Origin of the sequence: Alcanivorax sp. (assembly GCF_051117345.1) — a bacterium.
Lineage (GTDB): Bacteria > Pseudomonadota > Gammaproteobacteria > Pseudomonadales > Alcanivoracaceae > Alcanivorax.
On sequence record NZ_JBNPEC010000077.1, the window covers coordinates 1 to 5727 of the forward strand.

Consider the following 5727-nt stretch of genomic DNA (forward strand, 5'->3'; position numbering starts at 1 on the left):
GGCGACCTTGGGTCGAACATCCAACGCCAGAACCCCTGCGGTGGTGCCGTCCCAGGGCAACGCCCGGCTATCCTGATGCAATGAGAAGTGCTCGTACTGGGGGACTGGCACCAGTTGCCAGCGACGACGACCCTGCTTGCCGCCGGCCGGTGCATTCACATAGCTATGCCGCAGCCCGCCACCATGGCCGTCGCCCTGAATCCACACCTGTTCTCCCTCCACCCGGTCCACCCGCGCCCACTCGGCCACCAGAGCATGTCCCTGGAGCTGGCCATAACCGGTACGGTTGGCAGCATTCATGGAAGCGCCCTGCACTTGCAGTAGCAGGGCCAGATCGCCGGCACGCAGTGGAGCGTCTCCGCGCTGGCGGGTCAGGGAAAAGGTGCGGGTGCCTGAAGAGAGGGTCTGAGTATCCGGGCCGGTGAAATAGCTGTTGATAACGGCCTCACTGCCGCCCTGACCATCTCGGCCCGGGTTGGCACAGACCGACGCCCACGCGCCGCTCTGCCCCAGCAGCAGGGCAAGTATCAGCGTGGCGGATCGAGCCAGTCGGCGGTGGTGTTGTTGCAGCGAAACCATCCGGCAATACTGTAGCGTTCCCGGGTGGCTGCCAAGACTTCGTGGGGAATTTTCTCGCTGAGGAAAGCCACCAGGGTCCCGGCACGGGGCTCCACTTCGCTGGCCACGCCCTGGGCATCAGGCTCAGGCCAGAGCCGCAGGCGCCCACCCCACTGACTCTGCCACCCTTCGTTCAGGTACAGCACCACGGACAGCAGGCGCCCGTTATTACCGTTGAAGGCATCCAGGTGACGCTGGTAATAATCACCGGGCCCGTAAATGGCGAAGTGGGATTCCAGCTCGAACAGCCCCATGAACAGGGACCGGTTCACCGCCACCCGCAGGCTTTCCAGGCCTTCCAGCAACTGACACTGGGCCAGGGTTTCTGCTCTTAACCAGCAGGTCCGATCACTGCGGACCCGGGTGTCTTTCTGGTGCACCTGGCGCCGACCAATACCGGCCAGCTGAAACTCACCCTGCCGGTCACGCAGTTGCGCTTCCTCGCGCAGGGCTCGCACCAGCGACAAGGGGAAATAACCGGGAGAAATGGCATAGCCATGCTGGACCAACCCGTCGATCAGTCCGTCCAGGCGATCGCCGCCAACACCGCCCAGTGAATCCGCATTGTCTTGCACCGCAGTGCCTCCCCCGAACCGAATCGTTAATGCAGTGCCTCTCCGGCACCACTGTCCATCTCGTCCGGCCAGATCAGCCAGTTAAACTCCTGGCCTTCATCCAGCAATTGCACCGTGGCATCCACGGTGGCCTGGACAAAGTAGATGAACTGCTCGAAGGAAACGCCGTGACGGCCCAACAGCAGGTCGCAGGCAACCAGCCGGGGCAGAGAATCGTCGCTCACATCCAGAAACAGCTTGATGGACGGATACGCCATGTTCAGCCGGGTCAGCTCTGCTTGCACGGCAAACAGGGCCGACGGGCGCAATTCCAGCTCGGTGGTCAGCAGGATGCCATCCTCTTCCACAAACAAACGGGCATCCACCACCCCTTCGCGCTCCTGCAACTCGGACAGGTGCAACCCATGGCAGTGCTCACAGATGTAATGCCGAATATTCGCTTGCTGGAGCCACTGTTTTACCCGCTCCGCATCCGCATTGACAACGCCTAACATGATTTCTCCTAGCCTTCCCCGCAGGGCGCGAATCATCTTCCATTGGAACACAAAAAGAAATAGCTGAGTCGTGCCATCAGGAATAGTCAGGCCCGCACCAGTTTCGGTCATTTGAGCCCGCGGCCAGGCTGGGTATGATCCCTTTATCCCTTGCTTCAGGACCCGAATAATGACAATACCTCACGTTGCCTTCCGCTCCAGCGATGCCCTGCATGAGAAAACCGACGGCTTTATCCGTCGCATGCAGGGTGACGCCTCCCGGCCGGAACCCAAGGAGATCGAAGCGATCATGGGCATCTTCATCGACGAGGCCCTCAACGCCTTTCTGACCCGGGCCGCCGAGGCAGCCCAGTTATCCCCGGGAATGATGAAAGTGGTCCGCATGACCACCCAGACCATCAGCAAGACCACCCACCTGGTGGTCAGCCGCAGCGCCAAAAAGCTGGATCTGCAGCAGAATCGCGCTGCCGCGGACTACATGGATCTGGTTCGTCAGCCGGCTCCCGGCGAGGATTTCTGGTACGTGGCGTTCCCGGTAGATGAGGAAATGGCCGCCCTGGGAAAAAGCCTGCCCGGCCTGTGCGAGGAGAATCCCGAAAAGGCGCGACAAGAGTTGGTGCGCTACCTGCTGGCACTGACTGATCAGGCCATCGAATGGTATTTCGAGCGGCCCATGGCCTTGCTGCAATTCGGCCCGGTACTGCGCAAGTTGGCCAGTATGGGTGTGGAAACCACCCGCAAGGCATCACGCAGTCTGATCAACAGCCTGGTCCCCAAACTGAACGCAGAACAGCTCAAGGCCTCCGCGGAGTTTCAGGCAAGCCAGCTGATCCCGCTTACCCCCCGTTCCGCCTGACCGGCAAAGTCCGAAATCCTGTCATTGCTGACAGGATTTCCGACTACTCCCTGTGCCCCACCTCTTGTAAGCCTGACAGAAACAATCTTTTCCTTTATGGCCTGCTCGGCCTACAGACTGCATCCCTTTTGATAACAATTACTTACATTGCACTTTGGCTGTGGTGTAAGTTCACCAAGTTTTTACAAAACTACTTATTCAACGGATTGCGCAGCAATAACACGGCTCTCTACTATCAAAATAGTATTACGTCACATAATAAAACGAGGAGTGAGCCGTGTCTTTGCGCCATGCCATACTTGTCCTGCTTCAAGATCAGGAAGCCAGCGGTTACGACCTCGCTCGCGAATTTGCTAACAGCATTGGGCTGGTATGGAACGCCACCCATCAGCAAATTTACCTGGAGCTGGGAAAACTCAATGACCAGCATATGGTGAAATTTCGCCATATCCCCCAGGATGGCAAACCGGACAAAAAACTGTACCGGATCACGGAAGAAGGCCGCGACGAGTTGATTCGATGGCTTCGAAAACCCGCAGCCCCACCGCGCATCCGCGACGCCTTTATGGTAAAAATTGCGGGTGGCGCCCTGTCGGATTCGTCGTCGATCCTGCGCGAGCTGGATGACCAGGCGGATCTGCGTCGTGAACGCCTGCATACCTTCGAGGCCCTGGCCAAGAAACTGGATGAACAGGGCCGTGAAAAGGATCTGTTTACCTATCTAACCCTGCGCCGGGGTATTCTCGACCAACAGGCCTGGCTGCACTGGGCTGATGAGGTAAAAACGGCATTAAACAAACGCGAGATTCTATCCACTTCAGTATGACCACAGCCTCTCATACACCAGCTGGCCTGTTGCGCTGGCTGGTGGAGGCCCCACCCCTCCTGCCCAGCCCTTCCCCCTACCGGAATGCCGGCGAGCTGCTAAAGCGCGAATACCAACTCGACCCGGATTTGCCGGAACGGGCCTCAGTGCGCCTGCAGGCACACACGCCAGCGAGACGACTGGGGCTGATGTTCGAGCAATGGGTATCCGCCCTGGTGGATGCCAGCAACAATCTGGAGCGGGTCGCCAGCAATCTGCCTTTCCGCCACCAGGGCCGCACCCTGGGGGAGCTGGACCTGCTGGTCCGCGACCACCTGGACGGAAAGCTATGGCACTGGGAGCTGGCCCTGAAATTTTATCTGGGCACGGAGCAGGCCTGGTTTGGCCCCAACAGCCACGACACCCTGGACCGCAAAGCCCGTCACCTGTTCGATCAGCAGCTCCCGCGCTCCTCCATGCCGGAAGTGCGCACCCAGCTTGCCGAGCAAGGTTGGCAACCGGATGGCACCGCCCTGCTGAGCCGGGGACGGCTGTTCTACCGGCAGCATACCCCCACCTCGGGCCGGCAACCCCACCCGGGCCATGAACGGGGTTGGTGGCTACCCAGCGACGCGCTGGATGACGGCGAGTGGTCAATTGTTGAGCGGCCTTACTGGCCCTGTCCATTCATGTCGGACAAAAGTACCACTTTGATTGCTACCCCCACCCTGATTGACTATGTTGAAACCCGTCAACGCCCCCTCATGGTGACCCAGCGCCACCGTGATACCCCGGGTTTTATTGTTCCTGTCAGCTGGCCAAACACATGAACTTTCAGCCTCAACCCCCGGCACTGGTAGACAACCAGGGCCAGGTCGCCCTTGGCATATTTCCCGAGACAGTCGCCACCATCAATGGTCGCGATGCGGATTACCGCACCCCCATGGGGCAGCCAGCGCCCCGTTTTGCCCGGCATTTTCATTACAAGCAGTTCCAGTATTTCGGCGTTATCAGCCAGGAATTGCTGGCGGGCTGTGCCCTCGCCCATACCGCCTACCTGGGCATGGTGTTTTTTTACATCTTTGAACCCCGCACCGGGCGCTTACGAGAATATACTTGGCGCTCGCCGTTGGGCCGGGAGCTCAACATGTCCACGTCGCCACGGCACGGGGAAAGCCGTTTCCAGCGCCGGGGTGTGGATATTCGCCTGGGCTATCAGGAGCAGGACGGCGCCCTGAGCAAAACCCTGCGAGTGGATCTGAAGGACCTGGCGCTGAATGTACAGATGGACGAGGGCCCGGATTATCAGCCCATGTCCTTGTGTACCCGCACCGGCGTCAATGGCTGGGTGTACGCCAATAAAGTCGCCGGTCGCACTGTCACCGGCACCCTGCAGCAGGACGGCAACCACCAGGATCTTGCCGAGCTGGGCGCCAGCGGCCACCACGATTTTTCCGCCGGCTATATGCGCCGCGAGACATTCTGGAACTGGGCGTGCCTGTCCGCTCTGATCGGCAGCACACGGGTGGGATTGAATCTGTCCTGCGGCGTCAACGAAACCACATTTTCAGAAAACTGCCTGTGGGTGGACGACCAGCTAGTCCCTACCGGCGGCGTGATCTTTGAATACAACCGGGATGATCTGATGCAACCCTGGACCCTGCGCAGTCAGTGCGGACAGGTATCGCTTCGCTTCATCCCCAATGGCAATCATCGCGAACGGATGAATCTGGGCCTGTTTGCCAGCAATTTCAATCAGCTGTTTGGCCGCTTTGATGGCGAGCTCCGACTCAAGGACGGACGCACCCTGACCATTGACGGGCAATACGGTTTTGTCGAGGAGCAGTACGCAAAATGGTAGAGAATAATCAGCCGAAAACGCCGGAAAAAATGCCCGAAAAATTCGGTGACCGTATGCGTCGCGGGCTCTTCTGGGTGGTGCAGTACTGGCGCGAGCTGTTCAACTTCAAGTTCGACAAATACATGATCATTCAGGTGCTGCCCGGCGTATACGGTATCGCCCTGGTGGCCATTGCCTGTGGTCTGATCTATGTCTGCGTGGAAGCCTTTATGGCGTCAACCTGGCGCGGGCTGTTCTACTTTTTCTTCGCCGCACCACTGACGTTTCTGGTACTGGCATCGGTACTGCGCGCCCTGCTGGAATTCTACATGGTGGTGTTCAAGATTTCCGAACACGTAGACGAACTGGTGGGCCTGAGAGATACCGTGGATCGCCTGTCCGGCATCGGTGACAGCGTCGACGAAATGGTCGCTGTTACCCGCCGGATTCCCTTCTGGCGAGCCCTGTCCAGCAACCCGGGCAATGCACGCACAAAGAAAGCCTATTAGGAACAAAGAAGAAAAAGCGCCTAATCTGGC

The 5727-nt window shown here is 59.0% G+C and carries 8 protein-coding genes; 5 read left to right on the forward strand and 3 right to left on the reverse strand.

Annotation, left to right across the window (positions count from 1 at the left end):
- The 3 genes from ACFE0K_RS04935 to ACFE0K_RS04945 all read right to left on the reverse strand — a co-directional run.
- On the reverse strand, nt 1–579 hold a 579-nt coding region (locus tag ACFE0K_RS04935; protein ID WP_434535004.1), incomplete at its 3' end, for a hypothetical protein.
- The gene (locus ACFE0K_RS04940) at nt 528–1193 is read right to left on the reverse strand and encodes a 2OG-Fe(II) oxygenase (RefSeq protein ID WP_434535005.1); all 666 of its coding nucleotides are present in this window, start codon (nt 1191–1193) and stop codon (nt 528–530) included. The genes ACFE0K_RS04935 and ACFE0K_RS04940, both read right to left, overlap by 52 nt.
- 26 nt (nt 1194–1219) lie before the next feature.
- A complete protein-coding gene (locus tag ACFE0K_RS04945; RefSeq protein ID WP_434535006.1) occupies nt 1220–1687 on the reverse strand; it encodes a YbjN domain-containing protein in 468 nt (155 codons plus the stop codon).
- A gap of 169 nt (nt 1688–1856) precedes the next feature.
- Here ACFE0K_RS04945 and ACFE0K_RS04950 point away from each other — a divergent pair, with 169 nt between their 5' ends.
- The 5 genes from ACFE0K_RS04950 (at nt 1857) to ACFE0K_RS04970 (ending at nt 5697) form a co-directional block, all read left to right on the forward strand.
- Nucleotides 1857–2543 carry a hypothetical protein gene (locus ACFE0K_RS04950; protein WP_434535007.1) on the forward strand — a complete coding sequence of 229 codons (687 nt, stop codon included), beginning with the start codon at nt 1857–1859 and terminating at the stop codon, nt 2541–2543.
- 277 nt (nt 2544–2820) lie between these two features.
- Nucleotides 2821–3369, forward strand: coding sequence for a PadR family transcriptional regulator (locus ACFE0K_RS04955; RefSeq protein WP_297766304.1), 549 nt, complete (start codon nt 2821–2823; stop codon nt 3367–3369).
- Nucleotides 3366–4178, forward strand: coding sequence for a DUF1853 family protein (locus tag ACFE0K_RS04960; protein WP_434535008.1), 813 nt, complete (start codon nt 3366–3368; stop codon nt 4176–4178). Before ACFE0K_RS04955 ends, ACFE0K_RS04960 begins: the two co-directional genes overlap by 4 nt.
- Complete coding sequence (locus ACFE0K_RS04965) at nt 4175–5209, forward strand: DUF2804 domain-containing protein (protein ID WP_434535009.1); 1035 nt, start codon at nt 4175–4177, stop codon at nt 5207–5209. The genes ACFE0K_RS04960 and ACFE0K_RS04965 overlap by 4 nt, the downstream gene beginning before the upstream one ends.
- The gene (locus ACFE0K_RS04970; protein ID WP_434535010.1) at nt 5203–5697 is read left to right on the forward strand and encodes a DUF4282 domain-containing protein; all 495 of its coding nucleotides are present in this window, start codon (nt 5203–5205) and stop codon (nt 5695–5697) included. The genes ACFE0K_RS04965 and ACFE0K_RS04970 overlap by 7 nt, the downstream gene beginning before the upstream one ends.
- Nucleotides 5698–5727: the final 30 nt, after the last annotated feature.